At 71.2% G+C, this 19,230-nt stretch carries 18 protein-coding genes and 1 riboswitch; of the genes, 12 read left to right on the top strand and 6 right to left on the bottom strand.

All coding sequences use genetic code 11. The annotated features are described in order from the left end of the window. Nucleotides 1-37: 37 nt before the first annotated feature. Nucleotides 38-127, bottom strand: a riboswitch (ZMP/ZTP riboswitch). 101 nt (nucleotides 128-228) lie between these two features. Together rocD and ACFY1L_RS08535 are read left to right on the top strand one after the other, a co-directional pair. Then, on the top strand, nucleotides 229-1,434 hold the full coding sequence (gene rocD, locus ACFY1L_RS08540; RefSeq protein WP_388820116.1) for an ornithine--oxo-acid transaminase: 1,206 nt from the start codon (nucleotides 229-231) through the stop codon (nucleotides 1,432-1,434). Nucleotides 1,435-1,568: 134 nt separating this feature from the next. Then, a complete protein-coding gene (locus ACFY1L_RS08535) occupies nucleotides 1,569-2,621 on the top strand; it encodes an AraC family transcriptional regulator (protein ID WP_388820114.1) in 1,053 nt (350 codons plus the stop codon). A 131-nt stretch (nucleotides 2,622-2,752) separates the two neighbouring features. Here ACFY1L_RS08535 and ACFY1L_RS08530 read toward each other — a convergent pair whose 3' ends face one another. Both ACFY1L_RS08530 and ACFY1L_RS08525 read right to left on the bottom strand, forming a co-directional pair. Continuing rightward, on the bottom strand, nucleotides 2,753-3,937 hold the full coding sequence (locus ACFY1L_RS08530; protein ID WP_388820111.1) for a glutathionylspermidine synthase family protein: 1,185 nt from the start codon (nucleotides 3,935-3,937) through the stop codon (nucleotides 2,753-2,755). Between the two features lie 32 nt (nucleotides 3,938-3,969). Continuing rightward, complete coding sequence (locus ACFY1L_RS08525) at nucleotides 3,970-4,311, bottom strand: hypothetical protein (RefSeq protein WP_388820108.1); 342 nt, start codon at nucleotides 4,309-4,311, stop codon at nucleotides 3,970-3,972. Between the two features lie 149 nt (nucleotides 4,312-4,460). On the opposite strand from ACFY1L_RS08525, the gene ACFY1L_RS08520 reads away from it, so the two are divergent. Then, complete coding sequence (locus ACFY1L_RS08520; RefSeq protein WP_388821132.1) at nucleotides 4,461-5,282, top strand: DMT family transporter; 822 nt, start codon at nucleotides 4,461-4,463, stop codon at nucleotides 5,280-5,282. A 185-nt stretch (nucleotides 5,283-5,467) separates the two neighbouring features. Here the strand turns inward: ACFY1L_RS08520 and ACFY1L_RS08515 are convergent, their stop codons facing one another. After that, nucleotides 5,468-6,247, bottom strand: coding sequence for a DUF3050 domain-containing protein (locus ACFY1L_RS08515; protein ID WP_388820106.1), 780 nt, complete (start codon nucleotides 6,245-6,247; stop codon nucleotides 5,468-5,470). 262 nt (nucleotides 6,248-6,509) lie between these two features. On the opposite strand from ACFY1L_RS08515, the gene ACFY1L_RS08510 reads away from it, so the two are divergent. From ACFY1L_RS08510 to ACFY1L_RS08485, 6 genes are read left to right on the top strand one after another with little or no spacing between them, the layout of a single operon-like run. Then, nucleotides 6,510-7,046: a hypothetical protein gene (locus tag ACFY1L_RS08510; RefSeq protein WP_388821129.1), complete on the top strand. Its 537-nt coding sequence runs from the start codon at nucleotides 6,510-6,512 to the stop codon at nucleotides 7,044-7,046. 29 nt (nucleotides 7,047-7,075) lie between these two features. Then, the gene (pabB, locus tag ACFY1L_RS08505) at nucleotides 7,076-9,289 is read left to right on the top strand and encodes an aminodeoxychorismate synthase component I (RefSeq protein WP_388820103.1); all 2,214 of its coding nucleotides are present in this window, start codon (nucleotides 7,076-7,078) and stop codon (nucleotides 9,287-9,289) included. Then, on the top strand, nucleotides 9,286-10,938 hold the full coding sequence (locus tag ACFY1L_RS08500) for a benzoate-CoA ligase family protein (RefSeq protein WP_388820100.1): 1,653 nt from the start codon (nucleotides 9,286-9,288) through the stop codon (nucleotides 10,936-10,938). Before pabB ends, ACFY1L_RS08500 begins: the two co-directional genes overlap by 4 nt. A 23-nt stretch (nucleotides 10,939-10,961) precedes the next feature. After that, on the top strand, nucleotides 10,962-12,524 hold the full coding sequence (locus tag ACFY1L_RS08495) for a class I adenylate-forming enzyme family protein (RefSeq protein ID WP_388820098.1): 1,563 nt from the start codon (nucleotides 10,962-10,964) through the stop codon (nucleotides 12,522-12,524). Further along, nucleotides 12,521-13,696, top strand: a complete 1,176-nt coding sequence (locus ACFY1L_RS08490; protein ID WP_388820095.1) for an FAD-dependent monooxygenase — start codon at nucleotides 12,521-12,523, stop codon at nucleotides 13,694-13,696. The genes ACFY1L_RS08495 and ACFY1L_RS08490 overlap by 4 nt, the downstream gene beginning before the upstream one ends. A gap of 14 nt (nucleotides 13,697-13,710) precedes the next feature. After that, nucleotides 13,711-14,505, top strand: coding sequence for an aminotransferase class IV (locus tag ACFY1L_RS08485; protein ID WP_388820092.1), 795 nt, complete (start codon nucleotides 13,711-13,713; stop codon nucleotides 14,503-14,505). A 74-nt stretch (nucleotides 14,506-14,579) separates the two neighbouring features. Here ACFY1L_RS08485 and ACFY1L_RS08480 read toward each other — a convergent pair whose 3' ends face one another. Next, nucleotides 14,580-15,065 (bottom strand): carboxymuconolactone decarboxylase family protein, encoded by a 486-nt coding sequence (locus ACFY1L_RS08480; protein WP_388820089.1) that lies wholly within the window; start codon nucleotides 15,063-15,065, stop codon nucleotides 14,580-14,582. 64 nt (nucleotides 15,066-15,129) lie between these two features. Next, the gene (locus ACFY1L_RS08475) at nucleotides 15,130-16,530 is read right to left on the bottom strand and encodes a PLP-dependent aminotransferase family protein (RefSeq protein WP_388820086.1); all 1,401 of its coding nucleotides are present in this window, start codon (nucleotides 16,528-16,530) and stop codon (nucleotides 15,130-15,132) included. A 47-nt stretch (nucleotides 16,531-16,577) separates the two neighbouring features. On the opposite strand from ACFY1L_RS08475, the gene ACFY1L_RS08470 reads away from it, so the two are divergent. From ACFY1L_RS08470 to ACFY1L_RS08460, 3 genes are read left to right on the top strand one after another with little or no spacing between them, the layout of a single operon-like run. Continuing rightward, complete coding sequence (locus ACFY1L_RS08470; protein ID WP_388820083.1) at nucleotides 16,578-17,084, top strand: carboxymuconolactone decarboxylase family protein; 507 nt, start codon at nucleotides 16,578-16,580, stop codon at nucleotides 17,082-17,084. After that, nucleotides 17,081-17,554 (top strand): carboxymuconolactone decarboxylase family protein, encoded by a 474-nt coding sequence (locus ACFY1L_RS08465; RefSeq protein ID WP_388820080.1) that lies wholly within the window; start codon nucleotides 17,081-17,083, stop codon nucleotides 17,552-17,554. Before ACFY1L_RS08470 ends, ACFY1L_RS08465 begins: the two co-directional genes overlap by 4 nt. Continuing rightward, a complete protein-coding gene (locus ACFY1L_RS08460) occupies nucleotides 17,551-18,276 on the top strand; it encodes an isocitrate lyase/phosphoenolpyruvate mutase family protein (protein ID WP_388820077.1) in 726 nt (241 codons plus the stop codon). Before ACFY1L_RS08465 ends, ACFY1L_RS08460 begins: the two co-directional genes overlap by 4 nt. Here the strand turns inward: ACFY1L_RS08460 and ACFY1L_RS08455 are convergent, their stop codons facing one another. Continuing rightward, on the bottom strand, nucleotides 18,277-19,230 hold the full coding sequence (locus ACFY1L_RS08455) for an ABC transporter substrate-binding protein (RefSeq protein ID WP_388820074.1): 954 nt from the start codon (nucleotides 19,228-19,230) through the stop codon (nucleotides 18,277-18,279).

Raw genomic sequence — 19,230 nt, 5'->3', positions numbered from 1 at the left:
GGCCTCCGGACGGCGTGGCTTGAAGCGTTCACGGTTCACGGTTGGCCCAGGCGCACGGCACTCGCTCACACACAGGCCGCTCCCCGATGGTCGGTCCCATCCCAGCGCGCCAGTCACGGCCCGCGGATCAGCCTACCGGGCGCGTCGAAGCGCGGAGGTCCCGCGTCCACCATGCGAGCGACGATAGGAAAGGGGGCACCCCAGCACTCGGCACCCTCTGGAGAGCCCGTGACCGCTACGGAGACACTCATCGCCGCCGCCGACGCGCACAGTGCGCACAACTACCACCCGCTGCCCGTGGTCGTCGCCTCCGCGGACGGGGCGTGGATGACGGATGTGGAGGGGAGGCGCTATCTGGATCTGCTGGCCGGTTACTCGGCGCTCAATTTCGGCCATCGCAACAGACGGCTCGTCCATGCGGCCAAGGCGCAGCTGGAGCGGGTGACGCTGACCTCGCGGGCGTTTCATCACGACCGGTTCGCGGCGTTCTGCGCCGAGCTCGCCGAGCTGTGCGGGATGGAGATGGTGCTGCCGATGAACACGGGCGCGGAGGCGGTGGAGACCGCCGTGAAGACGGCCCGGAAGTGGGGGTACCGGGTCAAGCGGGTGCCGGCGGAGATGGCGAAGATCGTGGTCGCGGGCAACAACTTCCACGGCCGTACAACGACGATCATCAGCTTCTCCACCGACCCGGAGGCGCGGGCGGACTTCGGGCCGTACACGCCGGGCTTCGAGATCGTGCCGTACGGGGACCTGACGGCGATGCGGGCCGCGATGACGGAGAACACCGTGGCGGTACTGCTCGAGCCGATCCAGGGCGAGGCGGGGGTGCTGGTGCCGCCGACCGGTTATCTGCCGGCGGTGCGGGAGCTGACGCGGGAGCGGAACGTGCTGTTCGTCGCCGATGAGATCCAGTCGGGGCTGGGGCGGACGGGACGGACGTTCGCCTGCGAGCACGAGGGTGTCGTACCGGATGTGTATGTGCTCGGGAAGGCGCTGGGCGGCGGGATCGTGCCGGTGTCGGCGGTGGTGTCGTCGGCCGCGGTCCTTGGGGTGTTCCGGCCCGGGGACCACGGGTCGACCTTCGGTGGGAATCCGCTGGCCTGTGCGGTGGCGCTGGAGGTGATCGCGATGCTGCGGACGGGCGAGTTCCAGGCGCGGTCGGCGGAGTTGGGCGCGCATCTGCACCGGGAGCTGCGGGAGTTGACCGACACGGGGCGGGTGACGGCGGTGCGTGGGCGTGGGCTGTGGGCGGGCGTCGACATCAGTCCCGCGTACGGGACGGGGCGGGAGGTGTCGGAGAAGCTGATGGACCGGGGGGTGCTGGTGAAGGACACGCAAGGGGCGACGGTGCGGATCGCGCCGCCGTTGGTGATCGGGAAGGAGGACTTGGACTGGGGACTCGGTCAACTGCGGTCGGTGCTTGGGGTTTAGGAGCCCGGAAGGGGTCATGTGCGGGGTCATCGGGCCCGGGTTGGAGGGCGGATGGCCCTAGGCCCGCGGTGGGCGGGCCGGGAGACTGACGGCTGTATGTCCGTACAGGGCGCGCGGCGAGGGGCATGGCCGTCATGGGCGAAGCCGGTTCGGGTGGGGTGTCGGGCGGCCGGGGGCTGCTCTTCGAGGGCCGTGACGTCGAGGAGCTGCACGCGCTCGTGAGCGCGCGGTTCGCGCCGCACCGGCTGACGGTGCTGGACGACCGTCCGGTCGACGGACGCTTCCGGTGTGTGCACGAGGGGGCCGTGGCGCTGTACGAGCTGGGGTACGGGGCGGAGGTCGACGTCACGCCCGGGGAGTTGCCGGAGTTCTACAACGTGCACGTTCCGCTCGCCGGGGACGGGGCCGTGACCGCGGACGGAGTGACGCTGTCCTCCGCGCTGAGCATCGTCAACCCCGGGCAGCGACTGTCGATGCGGTGGAGCGGCGAGACCCTGAACCGGGTGCTGATCATCCCCCGGCCCACCCTCGACCGGGCGCTCTCCGTCCGGCTCGGGGAGCTGCCGTCGGCGCCGCTGTTCTTCGCGCCGGTGCTGGACCGGCGGGCGGGACCGGTGCGGGCCTGGCTGCGGGTGGTGCGGGCGTTCGCGGAGTTCGCCGACTCGGAGCTGGCGGTGCGTTCGCCGCTGGGGATGGGGCACTTCGAGCAGCTCGTGGTCAACGGTCTGCTGGACGCCCAGCCGCACAGGCTGAGCGACGCGGTGGCGGGCCGGGGACCGGCGGTGCTGCCCGGCGCGGTGCGCCGTGCCGTGGAGTTCTGTGCCGAGCACGCCCACGAGCCGATATCCGTGGCCGACATGGCGCTGGCGGCGCGGGTGAGTGTGCGAAGTCTGCGGGAGGGGTTTCGCACGCATCTGGCGACGACCCCACTTGCGTATCTGCGCCGGGTCCGGCTGGATCTCGCCCGGCGCGACCTGCTCGCCATCGCCGAGGGGCATGCGCTCGGGACGGTCACCGATGTGGCGCTGCGCTGGGGGTTCGTGCATCTCGGGCGGTTCACCGGGCACTACCGGCAGTCGTACGGGGAGACACCGTCGCAGACCCTGCGGGGCGGCCGGCGGCGGATGGGGTCTGCGGCCGCCGGTGGGCCGGAGACTATCCACAAAGGGGCCCCGTTTCCGCCGTAATCGGATAGCCGCGCGGCGGGTTTCGGAGCGATGCTGAAAGCCTGCCGCCCGGGTCGTGAAAAACAGGGTTCGGGGGAGCCGAGCCGGGCGGCAGCAACGCTGCCCCTCAGCGGATTGCGCGAGCCGCGCCCTCAGCGGATCACATGCGGGATGAAGCGCGCGTATTCGTCCGTGACCAGGCCGGACGACTCACGGATGCCGAGGCCGGCCGACTCGTCCTCGACGACCCAGGCGCCCAGTACGACATGGTTTCCGTCGAAGGTGGGCAGAGGGGCCAACTCCTGGTAGGAGCAGGCCTCTTCACGCAGGTTCGCCTCGGTGCCGGGCTTGTGGATCGTCACGCCGGCGCCCTCGCGGCCGAGCAACGGCTTGGCGACGTAACCCGTCGTCCCGGCGAGCTCGCGCGGGCCGTCGAGGTAGGCGGGGAGGAGGTTCGGGTGGCCGGGGTACAGCTCCCAGAGGACGGCCAGCAGCGCCTTGTTGCTCAGGAGCATCTTCCAGGCCGGTTCGATCCACAGGGTCGTGCCCGTGCCGCCGCCGTTGTCGAGGGTGTCGAGGACGTGGTCCGCGAAGGCGTCGGTGGTCAGCCACTCCCAGGGGTAGAGCTTGAAGCAGCTGCGGATGAAGCGGAGTTGGTTGTCGACGAAGCGGCCGGAGAGATGGTCCCAGCCGATCTCCTCCATGGAGATCCAGTCGGTGTCCAGGCCGGCCTGTTCGGCGGTCTCCTTCAGGTAGGCCACCGTCATCAGGTCCTCGCCGAGTTCGTCGTCCGAGGAGTGCGCGAAGTAGAGCGGGCTGCCCGGTGGGAGGAGGGGCGCCTGCTTCTTCCAGGCGGCGATCAGGCGTTCGTGGAGGGAGTTCCACTGGTCGGCGCCGGGAAAGCGCTCCTCCATCCAGAACCACTGGGGGGAGGCGGCCTCCACCAGTGAGGTGGGGGTGTCGGCGTTGTACTCCAGGAGCTTCGCCGGGCCCGTGCCGTCGTGGCGGAGGTCGAAACGGCCGTAGAGGGAAGGGAGTTCGCAGCGGCGGTGCCAGGCCTCGGCCACGGCCCGGGCGGTGCGCGGGTCGGTGATGCCGAGGTCGGCGAAGCGGCCGGTGGTGACGATGTGGTCGGCTGCCGCCAGGCACATGCGGTGGAGTTCCTCGACGGTCTCCTCCAGGGCCTCGACCTCGGCGAGGGTGAAGGAGTAGTAGGCGCTCTCGTCCCAGTAGGGGCGCAGGGAGCCGTCGGGGTGGCGGGTGAGGGGGTAGATGAGGCCCTGTTCCTCGACGGTCTGCTGCCAGCCGGGGCGGGGGGTGATGGTGTGGCGTTCCATGGGGGGTGCGGGTCCTGGTCCGGGGTTCTGGTTCAGCCGCCGGAGCTGCCCTTGCCGCTGCCGAAGCCGCCGCGGGAGACGCCGTGGCCGCCGCCGGAACCGCTGGAGGCCTTGCGGGGCTTGGTGAAGGAGCCGCCTTCGACCCAGGTGCCCTGCTTGTTGCCGCCGTAGTACCAGGCGCCGTTCGCCGAGGTCTTGGTGGATGTGCAGTTCTTGTCGGCGACGACCTTGTAGCCCTTGGAGAGGTTGTAGCTGTCGCGATCGACGCAGCGCTTGTCGGGGTCGGAGGAGCAGGCGGTGAGGGCGGCAGCCAGGAGTCCCATGCCGCCGAGCACGACCGTGCCCGAGCGAAGTTGGCGGCGTGCGTCTGCCATGTCCGTGTCCCCCGTTGTCCCGTTGTCCCTGTTGTGGTGTCGACGTTGTGCGTGTCGACTGCGAGGTCAGCCTAGAGATGGGTGTGAGAGTGCGTGCAGGCGCCCCGCGCTGCCCGCCCCTCCCCTACAGTCACTTTGTGATCTTTGGGATGGTGTGCGCACTCGGTGCGGCGGTCTGCTTCGGTACGGCGACGGTGTTGCAGGCGGTCGCGGCGCGGGCGGCCAGTGAGGGCGGGGGCGGGGAGGCGGCGCTGCTTTTGCGGGCGCTGCGGCAGTGGCGGTATCTGGCGGGGCTGGCGCTGGACGGGCTGGGGTTCCTGTTGCAGATCGCGGCGCTGCGGTCGATTCCCATCTACGCGGTCGCGGCGGCCCTGGCGTCCAGTCTGGCGGTGACCGGGGTGGTCGCGGCGCGGCTGCTGCAGGTGCGGCTGAGCCGGACGGAGTGGGGAGCGGTGGGGGTGGTGTGCGCCGGGCTCGCGATGCTGGGGCTGGCGTCCGGGGGCGAGGGGGACCGCGAGGGATCCATGGCGCTGAAGTGGACGATGCTCGCGATCGCCGTGGCGGTGCTGGGGCTGGGGCTGGTGGGTGGGCGGTGGTCCGGGCGCGGGCGGGCGTTGGTGCTCGGGCTGGGGGCCGGGTTCGGGTTCGGGGTGGTGGAGGTGTCGGTACGGCTGATCGACTCACTCGCGCCGTCGGACCTCCTCGCCAACCCGGCGACGTACGCGCTGCTCATCGGTGGCGGTGCCGCGTTCCTGCTGCTGACGTCGGCACTGCAACGCGGGTCGGTGACCACGGCCACCGCCGGCATGGTGATCGGCGAGACGATCGGCCCGGCGGCGGTGGGGGTGATCTGGCTCGGCGACCGCACACGCGAAGGGCTCGAGTGGCTGGCGGTGTTGGGCTTCGCCGTGGCGGTGGCGGGAGCGCTGGCACTGGCACGGTTCGGCGAGGCACCGGCAGAGGAGACCTGACGGACACACCCTCCGGGCTTCGCCCTGCGGCGACCGTCCGGTGGTCCGACCCCGCTCGGCGGCGGGTGTCCGGCCCGTCGACTCCGCCCCGCGTCAGCCGTCCACCCCGCCTGCCCCGCCGGCGGCGGCCGTCCGACTCCTTCGGTCGACCCGTGCCGGCCGCCCCCTCCCACCGAGGCCTCCCCTCACCCCATAGCCTCCAAGATCCCGTCCCAGAGCCGCGACCTCGCCTCCAGCGCCAGAGTCGCCGTTTCCGCCGCCTCCTGCCAGCGTGTGTCGTCCGTGTCGCACAGGTCGGCGACCATCTGCATGGCCATCGGGGTGTGTTCCTCGCCGTCGACCTCGATGTGGCGGGCGAGGTAGTCGCAGAAGAGAGGGAAGCGGTCCGTGCCCTCCTTCTTGATGACCTGGTCGAACATGTCGGGGATCAGGTCCTCTCGGGAGAAGGCGAAGGCGGCCGCCCGGCAGTGCAGGGGGCGGTCCTCGATGATCGCGAAGGTGGTGCGCACGAACTCGTTGGCAGGGGCGGGGACTTGGGCGCCGCGCAGGGCCGCAGGCACGCCGTGGCCCTCGGTGAGCAGCGCGAGGAACGTGTCGATGCGGGTGGTGTCCGCCGCCGCCTCGTCCATGCCGGCGCGGTACAGCTCGAAGTGGCTGGTGAAGCCGCCGTTGAGCTCGTCGCTCTCCTCGACCAGCACGATGTCGTTGATGAGGCGTCGGCTCACCTGCGAACCGCGCGGCAACCAGGGGACGTCGACGCAGGTGAGGTCGCGTTGCAGCGACTTCAGCAGGGACATGAAGTCCCACACCGCGAAGACGTGGTGCGCCATGAAGGTCGCCATGTCCGCCCGGGTGTTTATCCGCTGGTAAATCGGGTGCGCGGTGACTTCCTTCCGCGCGGATTCGATCACGGAGCGGGCCCGGTCAATTCCCTCGTGGTTCATATTCCAGTCGTACCTGGACATGGATCTCCTTCGATCGGGAAAGCGGTGGGGACAGCGATGGTGCAGCTATTTCGGCTCAACCGGCAAGCGCTTCCCCGAATTTGGGAAAAGTTACTTCCAGTACGGATCGACAGAGCGCAACAAGGCGACCGAAAGGCTGGCAAAGAGTCACGATCCGGACAGCCGAAAAAACTTCGTTTAATATTTGAACGTGCTGTGGAGGTTCTGCGTACTGGACGGCGTGACCAGTAATCCCGTCACCGTCACCGTGGCCTATCACGTGATGCCGGGCCGCGAGTCCGAGTTCCACTCGTGGGGGTGGGCGATGCTGGGCGCGAGCGCGCAACAGCCGGGCTTTCTGGGGGGTGGCGTCCTTGTCGACCGAGAGGCGGAGTGGCATGTGGTCTATCGCTTCGCCAGCGAGGGGACGGCCCAGGCCTGGGAGGACTCAACGGCCCGCGCCCAGTGGGACGTTCGGGTGGCGGACGTCGCGCGGCAGACCGAGCGGCGGAGCGTGCGGGGCTCCAAGCTGTGGTTCGACTCCCAGACCACCGTGCCGAAGGCACCCACCCCGCCGCCGAAATGGAAACTGTGGTTCATCAACATGAGCGCGGTGTTTCCGCCGGTGCTCCTGTTCAATCTGATCGTCATTCCCTATCTCGGCGGCCTCAATCCGCTCGTCCGCACGTTGCTGTTGTGCCTGTGTGTCACGGCTCTTGTCACCTGGATTCTCATGCCCCGGCTCCAGCGTTTCTTCAAGAAATGGCTGTATCCGCCGCTCCAGGCACTCCGTGGAAGGCACAAAAGACGGACCGCATAGGCCCGGAACGAACCAAGGGAGGTGGGCGGGTGAAGACCCTGCTCATCGACAATTATGACTCGTACACATACAACCTGTTCCAGCTGATTGCCGAGGTCAACGGCGAGGAACCGGTTGTGGTCCTCAACGACGCCGACGGAATTCCCGATCTCGGGGAGTATCTCGCGGAATTCGACAATGTCGTGGTGTCGCCGGGGCCCGGGCATCCGGGCGAGGCCCGTGACTTCGGGCTCAGTGCCACCGTGCTCGCCGAGTCGGCCATCCCCGTTCTCGGCGTCTGCCTGGGGCACCAGGGCATCGCGCTCGGAGAACAGGGAGTGGTGGCGCCCGCCCCAGAGCCGCGGCACGGGCATCTGTCGGCGGTCCGGCACGACGGGCGGGACCTGTTCCGGGGGCTGCCGCAGGAGTTCACCGCGGTGCGCTACCACTCGCTGGCCGTGCACGAGCCGCTCCCGGAGACGCTGGAGGCCACCGCCTGGGCCGAGGACGGGGTGCTGATGGGGCTGCGGCACCGCAGCCGGCCGCTGTGGGGAGTGCAGTTCCATCCGGAGTCGGTGCTCACCGAGTACGGCCATCTGATGCTCGTCAACTTCCGCAATCTCACGGCGGAACGGGCCCGCAGGATCCGTACGAAGAACACGGCCGTCACCCCGGACGCGGCGGCGATCCCCGCGCCGAGGACCGCGGCCATCCCGCGACCGCGCCGGGCCGCCCCCGCCTACCGGCTGCACACCCGGCGCATCGCCGGCGCGGTGGACGCGGAGGCCGCGTTCACGCGGATGTACGGGGCGTCGCGGCGGGCGTTCTGGCTGGACAGTGCGCTGGTCGAGGAGGGGCTGTCGCGGTTCTCGTTCTTCGGTGACGACCGCGGTCCGCTGGCGGAGTTCGTGCGGTACGACGTCGACAGCGGCCGGTGCGAGATCGAGCGGGCCGGGCGGCCGCCGCGCAAGGTCGCGGCGAGTGTCTTCGACTATCTGAGACGGCAGTTGACGAACCGTCGGGTGGATGCGACCGGGCTGCCTTTCGACTTCACCGGCGGCTATGTCGGTTACTTCGGCTACGAGATGAAGGCCGACTGCGGCTCACCGAACCGGCACTCGTCCGAAATACCGGACGCCTGCTGGCTGTTCGCCGACCGGCTGATCGCGGTGGACCATCTGAAGGGGTTCACCTACGCGGTCTGTCTGGCCGAGGACACCGCACAGGCCGCACGGGAGGCGGAGGACTGGCTCGACGGGGCGCTCGCGCAGCTCAGTTTCGTCTCTGCCGCCCGCGAACAGTCGCAACAGCCTTCGCCGGCCGGGCAGTCCGAGCCCGACCTCGGCGCCGCCGAGCCGTGGCTGGTGCGTGACCGGGCGACGTATCTGGCCGATATCGAGGCGTGCCAGGGGGAGTTGAGGGCGGGGACGAGTTACGAGATCTGTCTGACCAACGCCGCCCGCTTACCCGCGCCGCCCGACGCCTACGACTTCTACCGGGTGCTGCGGCGGGTCAACCCGGCGCCGTATGCCGCCTTTCTGAGGTTCGGGGACGTCGACGTGGCCGGTTCCTCCCCGGAGCGGTTTCTGCGGATCACGCGGGACGGGGTCGCCGAGGCGCGGCCCATCAAGGGCACCGCGCCGCGTGGCAGCGGGCCGGAGGAGGACGCGCGGTTGCGGGACGCGCTGGCGGCGGACGCCAAGACGCGGGCCGAGAACCTGATGATCGTCGACCTGCTCCGCAACGACCTGGGCCGGGTCTGCCGGACCGGTTCGGTGCGGGTGAGCCGGCTGATGGCGACGGAGACGTACGCGACCGTGCACCAGCTCGTGTCCACCGTGGAGGGACGGCTGCGCGAGGGCACGGACGCGGTGGAGTGCGTGCGGGCCTGCTTCCCCGGCGGCTCGATGACCGGGGCGCCGAAGCTGCGCACGATGGAGATCATCGACTCGCTGGAGACCGAGGCGCGTGGCGTGTACTCGGGGGCGCTCGGCTACCTCGGGTGCAGCGGCGGTGCGGATCTCAACATCGTCATCCGGACCGGCGTGTTCGCCGACGGGCTGATGCAGCTGGGTGCCGGGGGCGCGATCGTCCTCGACTCGGATCCGGTCGCCGAGTACGACGAGATGCTGCTGAAGACGTCGGCCCAGATGCGGGCGCTGCATCTGCACACCGCGGACCGGATACGGGAGCAGCGGCAGCAGACGGCGGCCCGCGCGGACGCCCGCCGGGAGCGCACGGCGAGCGAGGAGCCGGTGCGATGACGACTCCGCAGTCCGCGGCCTCGCTGCGAGCCACCGCCGTCCCGCAGCAGCGCAGGGCATCCCGGCCCGCCGCCGCACCGCACTCCCCCACCGACCCCGCGTCAGCCCCCGCCGACCTCCCGTCCGCCTCCGCCGGCCTCGCGTCCGCCCCGGCCGACTCCGATGCCCCCAGCAATCTCGCAGCCCAGCTCGCCGGACTCGCCGAGCGGCGCGGCTGGAACGGCCGGGCCGCCTTCCACCAGGGCCACCGGGTCTTCACCCACGGCGAGGTGCACTCGCTCGCGGCCCGGGCCGCCACTGTGCTCGCCACTCATGGGGTGCGCGCCGGGGACCGGGTGGTGCTGGCGCTGCCCGACGGGATCGCGTGGGTGACGGCCTTCCTCGCCGCCGCCCGTCTCGGGGCCGTGGCCGTGCTGGTCAACCCCGAACTCCCGGCGACGGACCACGCGTTCATGGCCGGGGACACCGGCGCGGTGCTGTGTGTGACGGGGCCGGGCCTTGAGGACCGGTTCCCCGACCGGGCCCGGCTCGGTGCCGACCAGCTGCTCGCGCTCAGCGCCGCCGCCGAGCCGGCCCCCGCGCACCCGGTCGACGCGCACACACCGCTGTACGTGCAGTACACGTCCGGCACCACGGGCCGCCCCAAGGGGGTCGTGCACACGCACGGCGACCCGAAGACGTACCACGACCTGATCGGCCGGCGGCTGCTGCGCATCACGCAGGACGACGTCACGCTGTCGGTGTCGAAGCTGTACTTCGCCTACGGCTTCGGGAACGCCTTCGTCTTCCCGCTCTTCTCCGGGTCCTCGGCGGTGCTGGTGGACCGCCGCCCGGCCCCGGCCGCCGTGGACGAGCTGGTCGCCCGGCACCGGGTGACGCTGCTCTACTCCGTGCCGTCGGCGTATGCGGCGCTGGTGGCCGACCGGGGCAGCGGGCACGAGGCCTGCTTCGCCTCCGTGCGGGCCGCGGTGTCGGCCGGCGAGGGGCTGCCGGCCGGGCTCGGGCGGCAGATCACCGAACTGCTGGGCGCGCCGGTGCTGGAGCAGATCGGCTCCACCGAGGCAGGCCACGCGTTCTGCGCCAACAGCTTCGACCACAACCGTCCGGGCACCGTCGGCCGCCCCGTGCCCGGCTTCGAGGTGGAGCTGCGCGACCGTGCGGGCCGCCCGGTGCCGGACGGCGAGGAGGGCGAACTCTGGGTCCGCGGGCCGACGTTGACGCCCGGCTACCTGGGCCGCCCCGAGGAGACGGAACGCACGCTCGTCGGCGGCTGGCTGGCCACCCACGACCGGGCGCGCCGCGAACACGACGGCACCTACCGGCACCTGGGCCGGGCGGACGACATGGAGATGGTCGGCGGTATCACCGTCTCCCCGCTGGAGGTGGAGGCCGTGCTGCGGACCCATCCGGCGGTGAAGGAGGTCGCGGTCGCGGCCGTCACGGACGAGGGCGGGGCCGGCAGGCTGCGCGCCTTCGTCGTGCCCACCGCCCCGGTCCCGGACGGCCGCCTCCAGGACGATCTGCTCCGGCTGGCCCGCGAGCACCTGGCCGCCTTCAAGGTGCCCCGGAGCGTGAGCCTCGTCCCGTCCCTGCCCCGCACCCCCACCGGCAAGCTCCGCCGCCATCTCGTCCGCCAGGGCGCCTGGTGACCATCACTGAAAGGAACGGCCAGATGCGAGAGCAGCAACCCCCGCTCGCCGACCGGGGGTTCTACCTGGGCCCGATGTTCCGGCGGGCCGCCGACCGACACGGAGCCGTCTTCGTCACCCTGGACCGCCCACTGGACACCCACCCCGCGCTCGGCGTCGACCTCACCTACCCGGCGCTCGCGGACGTCGTGGAGGAGCTGTCCGGCCGGCTGTGGGACGCAGGGGTACGGCCCTCGGAGCAGGTGGTCGTGCACAAGACGGACAACGTCGACATCGTGCTGCTGACCTGCGCGGTCTCCCGTATCGGCGCCGTGCCCGTGCTGCTCTCCCCCGCGCTCGCCGGCGAGGTGGTCGGACAGCTCGTCGAGCGGCTCAAGCAGCCGTGGCTGGTGACCGACCGGGCCAAGCTGGAGGGGCCGCTCAAGGGGGTCGGTCTGCGCGTGCGGCGCGTCCTGTCCGTGGACGAGGCGCCGGGCGCCGAACCCCTGGAGAAGTACGCCGGTGCCGAGCGCCCGGCGGCCGTACGGCTCCACCCCCGTGAACCGGCCCTGATCACCCACAGTTCGGGCACCACCGGCGTCCCCAAGCTCGCGGTGCACTGCGCGAACACCATGTGGAACCGGCTGGTACCGCAGAAGGCGATGGGCTGGCCGACGCGCGGCGAGACGGCGGCCCTGCACATGTCGTTCGTGCACTCGCGCTTCTACCATCTGCTCGGCGTCCTGCTGCACTTCGGCAGCCCGCTGGTGCTGATCACCGACCCGGACCCCGCGCGCGTGGGACCGCTGCTGGTGCGCCACCGGCCCGGCATCGTCGAGACGCACCCCAACACCTTCGTGCTGTGGGAGGAGTTGGCCGGCGCACCCGGCGCGCCGCTGTCGCGGGTGCGGTCGTACGGCTCGACCTTCGACGCCATCCATCCACGGACCGTACGGCGGCTGCTGGACGCCTCGAAGCGCCGTACGCCCTGGCTGATCCAGCTGTACGGGCAGAGCGAGACCGGGCCGGTCGCCTTCCAGTGGTTCACGCGGCGCAGTGCGGCGCGCGCGGACGGGCGGCGGGTCGGGATCGGGATACCGGGCTTCACACGGGTCAGGGTCACCGGTCCGGACGGCCGGCCCACGGCGCACGGGACTCCCGGGCGGATCGAGGCCCGTACGCGCGGCCTCATCCTCACCTACCTCGGCATGCAGGACCGCTACGACCGTCAACTCACCGACGGCTGGTGGGAGATGGGCGACATGGGCTACCGGAGCCGGCTGGGCGCCCTGTACCTGATCGACCGGGAGATCGACCAGATCGACTCCGTGCACAGCAACCTGGAAGTCGAGGACACCCTCATGGACCGGCTGGAGGAGCTGCGTGAGGTCGTCATCGTGCCGGGCGCGGACCGGGAGCCGGTGCCGGTGGTGTGCGTACGCGGTGAACGGCCGCTGGATCCGGAGCGGTGGCGGGAGGCGACGGCCGATCTGCCCGCGATGGCGGAGCCCCGGCAGTGGCGGTTCGAGGAGCTGCCGATGACCGCGACCTGGAAGGTGAAGCGGGTGGAGATCACGCGGATGCTGGCCGAGGGCGCACGCGCGTGAACCCTGTCGTGGTGGTCGGCGCCGGGCCCGTCGGCCTGTCGGCGGCGCTCGCACTGCGGGCGCACGGACTGCCGGTCGTGCTGCTCGAGGCGGATTCGAAGGACCGCGAACGGCCGGGCAGCCGGGCCCTGTTCGTGCACCGGGAGACCCTCGCGCTGCTGGACGGCATGCAGCCCGGACTCGCCGAGGAGATCACCTCGTACGGCCGGACCTGGCAGACGAAGCGGACCCTGTACCGGGGGCGCGAGGTGTACTCCCGCACATACCCGGTGCGAGGCACACCGCCCTTCACCAGCCTGCGCCAGGTGGACACCGAGCGCTTCCTGCGGGACGCCTGTGAGCGGGCGGGGGTGGAGTTCGTGTGGGACGCGCGCGTGGCGGACGTACGCACCTCGGAGAACGGCGTCTCGCTGAGCTGCGCGGACGGGCGGGAGTGGGGCTGCGGGTACGTGGTCGCCGCCGACGGCGCGCGGTCCGCCGTGCGGCGCGGGCTGGGCATCGCGATGGAGGGCGAGCGGGGCGAGGGATTCCACGTGGTCGTCGACGTGGCCGATCTCCCGGGCGCCGAGCTGCCGTTGGAGCGGGTCTTCCACTACGAGCATCCGGGCGTCGGCGGGCGCAGTGTGATGCGGGTGCCGTTCACCGGCGGCTTCCAGGTCGACCTGCAGTGCCGGGACGACGACGCGCAGGAGGACTTCGGGACGCGGGAGACCGTACGGCGGTGGCTGCCGTCGGTCGTCGGCGACGGGTACGCCGAGCAGCTGCTGTGGGTGTCGACGTACCGCTTCCTGCGCATGGTGGCGGCCTCCTTCACCGATCCGCACCGGCGGGTGCTGCTGGTCGGCGAGGCGGCGCATCTGTTTCCGCCGTTCGGGGCGCGCGGCATGAACAGCGGGATCGCGGACGCGGCGGCGGCCGCGGAAGCGGTCGCCGCCGGGACGGCGGAGGCGGTCGGCGACTTCGCTCAAGTGAGGCGTGCGGCGGGCCTGTTCAACAGCGCCGCCGCCGGGACGGCACTCGACCATCTGCGGCCGCGGCGGCGGATCGTGAAGGTCCGGCAGCGTGCGGCGGCGGCGCTCGCGCCGGTGCTGCCGTGGTGCGGGTCGTGGCTGGAGCATGCGCCGTACGGGCCGCGGACCGGGGCGTCGGCCGTGGCGGGCCGCAAGTACTGAGAGAGGAGCGGGAGTTGACACAACCGGTCATCGCGGAGGGGCTGTCGACCTGGTCGCCGGGTGGTGGGCTGGTCCCCGCCGGGGAGCCCGGCGGGCGGCTGCTCGTCGCGGACTCCTGGCTGGTGCGGGACGGCCGCGTGCGCGGGCTCGAACGGCACCGGGAGCGGTTTCTGCGAGCCTGCGGCGAGTGCGGTGGGCCGCCGTTGCGCCGGCTGCTGGAGTTCTGGCAGGACATGACGGCCGCGCTGCCGCGTACGGGCGAGTGGTTCCCGCGGGTCGAACTTGCCCCCGGTTCCCTTGAGTTGAGGCTGCTGCTGCGGCATGCACCGCCGCTCGGGACCGCCGTACGGGTCTGGGCGGCGGGTCAGTCCGATCCGCGTACCGTCCCCCGCCGCAAGGGACCGGACCTCGAGACTCTTGCGCGGGTCCGCAAGCGGGCGGTCGGCGAGGGCGCGGAGGAGGCGGTGCTCGTCGCGCCCACCGGTGTCGTGCTGGAGGCGGCCACCGCCAGCGTGCTGTGGTGGGAGGACGACACCCTGTGCCTGCCCTCGCCGCAGCTGCCCGTCCTGCCCGGAGTCACCGTCGCCCTAGTCCAGGAACGCGCCCGGCGCACGGGCATCCGCATCGCCCACCGCGAGCGGACGGTCGCCGAGCTGGACGGCCGCGAGGTGTGGCTGGTCAACGCGCTGCACGGGATCCGGCCGGTGACGGACTGGGCGGGAGGCGAGCTGAAGGCGGCCCCCGCGGTGCGCGCGCCGGAATGGCGGAAATGGCTGGACGAGATCATGGAGCCGCTGCCGGAAATATAGAACAGCGGAAAAATGTAATTACGGGCATCGGTGTCACCGATGCCCGTATTCCGCGTTGCTTCTTTTGTTCCGCGCTACTTCTTTGCCGGCTGATAAGCCCCCGGCACCATCCGCGTCGCAATGGCGATCCGGTTGTAGGCGTTGATGACGGTCGCCGCCCAGATCAGTGCCGCGATCTGCTGCTCGTCGAAGACCTCCGCGGCCTCCGCGTAGACCGCGTCGGGGACGTGCCCGTCGTGGACCAGGGTCACGGCCTCGGTCAACGCCAGTGCGGCGCGCTCGCGTCCGGTGAAGAACGGGGTCTCCCGCCAGGCGTTCAGGGCGTAGATGCGCTGCTCGGTCTCGCCTGCCGCGCGGGCGTCCTTGGTGTGCATGTCGAGGCAGAACGCACAGCCGTTGAGCTGCGAGGCGCGGATCCTGATCAGCTCCAGGAGTTCCGGTTCGACCTTGGCGTCCTGGGCGGCGGAAACGGCGGCACCGTGCAGGGATCCCATCGCCTTGGAAACGTCGGGGGTGATTTCCTTCAGGGCCACACGGGATATCGAGTCACTGTTGCTCATGGAACGACTCTATCCGTACGGACATATTCCGTGAGGTCGTATTCCGGAATGGAGAACGGTGGAATTACGCCGTCGGCGATTCCGGAAGTGCCGCGCACAGGGCGTCCAGCGCCCCCGACCAGGCGTGGTCCGATGGTGTCCCGTACCCCACGACCAGCGCGTCGCGGCGCTCGACGGTGGCCTCCGGGTGCTGGTAGCGGTGCAGCCCGTGCACCGCGAGGCCCTGCCAGGCGGCTGCCCGCAGCGTCTCCTGTTCGGTGCCGGGCGGGAGCCGTAGCACCACGTGCAGGCCGGCGGCGATTCCGGTGGCGTGGACCTGCGGTGCCCTGCGCGCGAGTTCGGCCACGAGGGCGTCGCGGCGGCGCCGGTAGCGCAGCCGGGCGGCGCGTACGTGGCGGTCGTAGGCGCCGGAGGTGAGGAACTCGGCGAGCGTCAGCTGGTCCAGGGCGCCGCAGGTGTCCGCCGCGCCCTTCGCCTTCGCCGCCTCCTCCATGAGGCCCGCAGGCAGCACCAGCCAGGCCAGTCGCAGGCCCGGGGCGAGGGACTTGCTGGCGGTGCCCGCGTAGACGACGTGGTCGGGGTCGAGGCCCTGGAGGGCGCCGACGGGCTGGCGGTCGTAGCGGAACTCCCCGTCGTAGTCGTCCTCGACGACCAGCCCGCCGGTACGCCGCGCCCAGTCGACGACGGCCGCCCGGCGGTCGCGGTGCAGGGTGCCGCCCATCGGGAACTGGTGGGCGGGGGTGAGCAGGACCGCGGCCTCGTCGGTCAACTCCCCCGGATTCGTGCCCCGTTCGTCGAACGGCAGCGGGACGGTCCGCAGTCCGGTGTCCGCGAGCAGGTCCCAGTGCACGTGGAGGCCGTACGACTCCACGGCGATCGTGCTCGCGCCGCGCGCCCGCAGCAGCGCGGAGAGGATCCGCAGGCCGTGGGAGATGCCGGCGCAGATCAGGATGCGGTCGGGGTCGGTGCGCACGCCCCGGGCGCGGGCGAGGTAGCCGGCGAGGGCGGTGCGCAGTTCGACACGGCCGCGCGGATCGCCGTAGTCGAGGGCCTGGTTGGGGGCCGCGGCGAGGGCGCGGCGGGCTGCCTTGAGCCACTCGGCGCGGGGGAAGGAGGCGAGGTCGGGGAGGCCGGGGAGCAGGTCGTGGGCGGGGCGGCTGCGCTCGCGCGGGCGGGGTGCGGCGGGGTTCGGCGGGGTGATCGCGCGGTCGGCGACGCGTGTGCCCGAGCCCTGCCGGGCGGTGAGCCAGCCCTCCGCGACCAGGTCGGCGTAGGCCTCGGCGACCGTGTTGCGGGCGATGCCCAGGTCGGCGGCGAGGGTGCGGGAGGAGGGCAGCCGGGTGCCGGGGGCCAGGCGGCCGGTGCGGACGGCCTCGCGCAGGGCGTCGGTCAGGCCCCTGCGCACCCCCGGACCCGTCGGTTCCAGGTGCAGGTCGACGCCCAAAGTGGCCCATGAATTCGCCATGGAAATGGACCATACCCTTGGGCTGCCCGGCTTCTAGGGTCGAGGGCATGACCACAGAGGAAGCCACCGAAACCGCCGAGTACGCGCCCGAAGCACCCGCCCGCCTGCCCTGGGCCAAGCACGCCCCCGAGGTCTACAAGGCGATGCTCCGCCTGGAGACCGCCGCCAGGCAGGGCCTGGACCCCAAGCTGTACGAGCTGGTGAAGATCCGCGCGTCGCAGATCAACCACTGCGCCTTCTGCCTCGACATGCACACCAAGGACGCGCTCGCGGCGGGCGAGAGCGTGGAGCGGATCGTGCAGCTCGGCGCGTGGGAGGAGTCCCGGCACTTCTACACGCGCAAGGAGCTCGCGGCGATCGAACTGACCGAGGCGGTCACGGTGTTGACCGACGGTTTCGTGCCGGACGAGGTGTACGAGCACGCGGCCGAGCACTTCGAGGAGGCCGAGCTGGCACAGCTGATCGCCGCGATCACCACGATCAACGCCTGGAACCGCTTCGGCGTGACCACCCGGATGACGCCGGGCCACTACACGCCGGGCCAGCACTCATGAGCCGTACGACGGTTCTGGACCCGGCCGTCTCACAGGCCATGTCCGCGGTCAGCGCCGCCGCCAAGAAGGGCCTCGGCGACCCCGCCCTCGCCGAACTGGTCGTCATCCGGGCCTCGCAGCTCAACCACTGCGCGTTCTGCCTGGACATGCATCTCACGATCGCCCGCAAGCACGGGGTGAGCGAGAGGCAGCTGGACCTGCTGGCCGCCTGGGAGGAGGCCGGGGACGGCGTCTTCGACGAGCGGGAGCGCGCCGCACTCGCGCTGACGGAGGCGGTGACGGTGCTGACTGGGGGCACCTCCCGGACGAAGTCTGGGGGAGGCTTCGTCCCCGACGAGGTGTACGCCGCGGCCGCCGCGCACTTCGACGAGCATCAACTCGCCCATCTCATAGGCTTGTTGGTGGCAATCAACAACTGGAACCGGGTGATGGTCAGCCGCCGGATCCCGGCTGGGGGGTACACGCCGTGAGCAAGGTGGACGTCTTCCGCGCCCTGCACCGGAGGCGCGAACCCGGTGACCCGCTGGTCCTGCCCGGCCCCTGGGACGCGGTCAGCGCCCGGGTGTTCGTGAAGGCCGGGTTCCCGGCGCTCGCGACGCCCAGCGCGGGGATCGCGGCCTCGCTCGGGTACGAGGACGGGTCCACGCCCGCCGACGAGATGTTCGCTGCGGTGGCGCGCATCTCCCGAGCGGTGGACGTGCCCGTGTCGGCCGACGTCGAGGGCGGGTACGGGCTGGCTCCGAAGGAGCTGGTGGAGCGGCTCCTGGAGGCGGGGGCCGTGGGCTGCAACCTGGAGGACTCCGGCGGGGGCACCCTCAAGGACCCGCACGAGCACGCCGAGTGGCTCGCCGAGGTGCGGTACGCGGCCGGGGACCGGCTCTTCGTCAACGCCCGCGTCGACACGTTCGAGTACGGCGACGGCGATCCCGAACGGGCCATCGAGCGGGCCGCGTTGTACGTCGCCGCGGGCGCCGACTGCATCTATCCGATCGGCGCCCCGGCGGACGTACTTCCGCTCCTGCGGTCCGGCATCCAGGGACCGATCAACGTGTACGGCAGGCTGGAGGGCGGCCCCAAGCCCGCCGAACTCGGTGAACTCGGGGCCACCCGCGTCACGTTCGGGCCGGGGCTGCTGCGCTGGGCGGCACTGGCGCTGCAGGGGATGACCGGGGAGCTGACGAAGCGGATGTGATCACGACAGCCATGCCTTCCATGTGGACGCGTGGCTGTCCACCCACTTCTTCGCCGCCTGCTCGGGGGTGAGCTTCTGGTCGGCGATCATCAGGGAGACCTCGTTCTGGTCCTCCGTCGTCCACTTGAACTTCTTCAGGAAGGCCGCCGCCTTGCCGCCCTTCTTCGCGAAGTCCGCGTTGAGGTACTTCTGCAGCGGGGTGTGCGGATAGGCGCAGGCGACCTTCGCCGGGTCCGCGTCGCAGCCCTCCTTGTACGGCGGCAGCTTCACCTCGGTCATCGGGACCTTCTTGAACAGCCACTGCGGCGCGTACCAGTACGTCAGGAAGGGCTTCTTCTCCTTGGCGAACTGCTTCATCTGCGTGATCTGCGCCGCCTCGGAACCGGCGAACACCACCTGGTAGTCCAGCTTCAGGTTGCTCACCAGCGCCTTGTCGTTGGTGACGTAGGACGGGGAGCCGTCCATCAGCTGGCCCTTGCCGCCGCTCTCCGCGGTGCGGAACAGCGACGAGTACTTGTTGAGGTTCTTCCAGTTCGTGATGTCCGGGTGCTGCTTGACCAGGTAGGTCGGCACGTACCAGCCGATGTGGCCGGTCACCCCGAGCCCGCCGCCGCGCGCGATCGTCTTCTTGTCGTCGACGTAGCGCTTCTCCTGGTCGGGGTGGCCCCAGTCCTCCATGATCGCGTCGACCCGGCCCTGGCTGAGCGCGTCCCAGGCGGGCACCTCGTCCACCTGGACGGTGTCCACGCGGTAGCCGAGCTTGTGCTCCAGCAGGTACTGGGCGACGGCGACGTTCGACTGCGCGCCCACCCAGGACTGCACGGACAGGGTCACGGAATTGGCGCCCTGCGCATTGGCGAACGGGGACGCCTGCTTGGTCATGTCGGCGGCACCGCAGCCGGTGAGCAGCACCAGGGAGCCCACTACGGCAGTCGTAGTCATATGACGTCGCAT

This window comes from Streptomyces sp. NPDC001663, assembly GCF_042893105.1.
In the GTDB taxonomy this organism is placed as follows: Bacteria; Actinomycetota; Actinomycetes; order Streptomycetales; family Streptomycetaceae; genus Streptomyces.
Note: the sequence above shows the minus strand (reverse complement) of the source record. Positions and strands in the feature narration are given on the sequence as shown.

Excerpts from the sequence above, each read along its gene's own strand:
- ACFY1L_RS08535 (WP_388820114.1), top strand. The coding sequence starts at position 1,569 with ATGGGCGAAGCCGGTTCGGGTGGGGTGTCGGGCGGCCGGGGGCTGCTC.
- ACFY1L_RS08530 (WP_388820111.1), bottom strand. The coding sequence starts at position 3,937 with ATGGAACGCCACACCATCACCCCCCGCCCCGGCTGGCAGCAGACCGTC.
- ACFY1L_RS08525 (WP_388820108.1), bottom strand. The coding sequence starts at position 4,311 with ATGGCAGACGCACGCCGCCAACTTCGCTCGGGCACGGTCGTGCTCGGC.
- ACFY1L_RS08520 (WP_388821132.1), top strand. The coding sequence starts at position 4,461 with ATGGTGTGCGCACTCGGTGCGGCGGTCTGCTTCGGTACGGCGACGGTG.
- ACFY1L_RS08515 (WP_388820106.1), bottom strand. The coding sequence starts at position 6,247 with ATGTCCAGGTACGACTGGAATATGAACCACGAGGGAATTGACCGGGCC.
- ACFY1L_RS08510 (WP_388821129.1), top strand. The coding sequence starts at position 6,510 with ATGCCGGGCCGCGAGTCCGAGTTCCACTCGTGGGGGTGGGCGATGCTG.
- ACFY1L_RS08500 (WP_388820100.1), top strand. The coding sequence starts at position 9,286 with ATGACGACTCCGCAGTCCGCGGCCTCGCTGCGAGCCACCGCCGTCCCG.
- ACFY1L_RS08495 (WP_388820098.1), top strand. The coding sequence starts at position 10,962 with ATGCGAGAGCAGCAACCCCCGCTCGCCGACCGGGGGTTCTACCTGGGC.
- ACFY1L_RS08480 (WP_388820089.1), bottom strand. The coding sequence starts at position 15,065 with ATGAGCAACAGTGACTCGATATCCCGTGTGGCCCTGAAGGAAATCACC.
- ACFY1L_RS08475 (WP_388820086.1), bottom strand. The coding sequence starts at position 16,530 with ATGGCGAATTCATGGGCCACTTTGGGCGTCGACCTGCACCTGGAACCG.
- ACFY1L_RS08470 (WP_388820083.1), top strand. The coding sequence starts at position 16,578 with ATGACCACAGAGGAAGCCACCGAAACCGCCGAGTACGCGCCCGAAGCA.
- ACFY1L_RS08465 (WP_388820080.1), top strand. The coding sequence starts at position 17,081 with ATGAGCCGTACGACGGTTCTGGACCCGGCCGTCTCACAGGCCATGTCC.
- ACFY1L_RS08455 (WP_388820074.1), bottom strand. The coding sequence starts at position 19,230 with ATGCGACGTCATATGACTACGACTGCCGTAGTGGGCTCCCTGGTGCTG.